This window comes from Streptomyces sp. NPDC047081 (assembly GCF_040643775.1).
Taxonomy (GTDB): Bacteria; Actinomycetota; Actinomycetes; order Streptomycetales; family Streptomycetaceae; genus Streptomyces.
Genome location: NZ_JBEYUY010000081.1, coordinates 1 through 1,211 on the forward strand (window position 1 = coordinate 1; position 1,211 = coordinate 1,211).

At 58.6% G+C, this 1,211-nt stretch carries 1 protein-coding gene; it reads right to left on the minus strand.

The features are described 5' to 3' along the window. Positions 1-1,211: cache domain-containing protein (locus ABZ848_RS49545; RefSeq protein WP_360843750.1), on the minus strand; the 1,211-nt coding region annotated here is incomplete at both ends.

Sequence of the window (1,211 nt, forward strand, 5' to 3'; positions counted from 1 at the left end):
GGTCGATGTCGGCTGACAGCACGGCGAAGGGCCTTCCGGTTTCCTGCCAGAGTGTCAGGGTCTCATCCATCGCGCGGCGGTTGGCCAGACCGGTCAGCGCGTCGCTCTGTGCCTGCACGTTGAGCTGCCCTATGCGGGTCTGCAGCAGCCTCACGCCAGTGATGAGCGCCCGCTTGAGCTGCACGGCTTCGTAATACCCGGCGTCGACTTGTTCGATCCGTTGAATGTTGTCCACGGTGTCCGGCTGCTGTGCGTAGTCGGCCAGTTTCCTCAGCGGGCGGCTGATGCGCGAGGCGACCCACCAGATAAGGCTCAGGCCGATCACACACATCGGGATCATGCCGATGATCAGTCTGTGCATGAGCTCCTGCAGGGTTCTGAGCACATTGTGCAGGGGCTGCTGAACGACTATGCCCCATTGGCTCTGCGGCACCCTGGCGTAGCCGGCAAGCATCTCGATGCCCTGTGAGTTGCTCGCTTGCAGCGTTCCGTTGTCCGAGTTCAGCGCGGCATCGATGATGGCGTTGTCGTTTATCTGCTCTCCGATTCTGTCGGGGTCGGTGTGATAGAGCAGGCGTCGACTCTGGTCGACCAGATAAACGGATGAGGCATCGCGGTGAAAGTGTTTGCCGATGATGTCGTGCAGCGAGTTGGATTTGTTCAGATGAATCGTCCCGCCGATAACACCGAGGTATTCACCGGCGTCATTGCGAATCGGGTATGACAGAAACACCACGAGATTGCCGGCAATCGAGAAAAACGCCGGGCTGACCAGTGGGCGTTTTTCCACCAGTGGATCAAGCGAGCGCAACTTCTTGCCGGTGATATTCAGGTCTGCCGGTTCTGCTGCGATAACCACGCCCTCGTGATCTGCAACCAGCAGCGAACTGAAACTGCTGTCCTGATGCAACAGGCGCCTGGCCTCCCGAGCCATCTGTGCGGGTTCGTTGAAGGACTGGCCCATGAGCGTTGCGCTGTAGCGGAGCCGGGCGAGATCGCTATTGAGGTTGTCGTTGATGATCTCGGCCAACTTGGCGGCATAGGCGCGATTGCTCTCCAGAGCGGTTTCGACCAGCGCGCGCTTTTGTACCGTATAGGTCACGAGAAAGGCATTGATAAGTGTTGCTATTGCCGAAGCCAGTGCGAACAGAAGAATAAGGGTGCGCAGGGTTAACTTGTGCATCGGCGACTCGGCATCAGAAACTCGACGT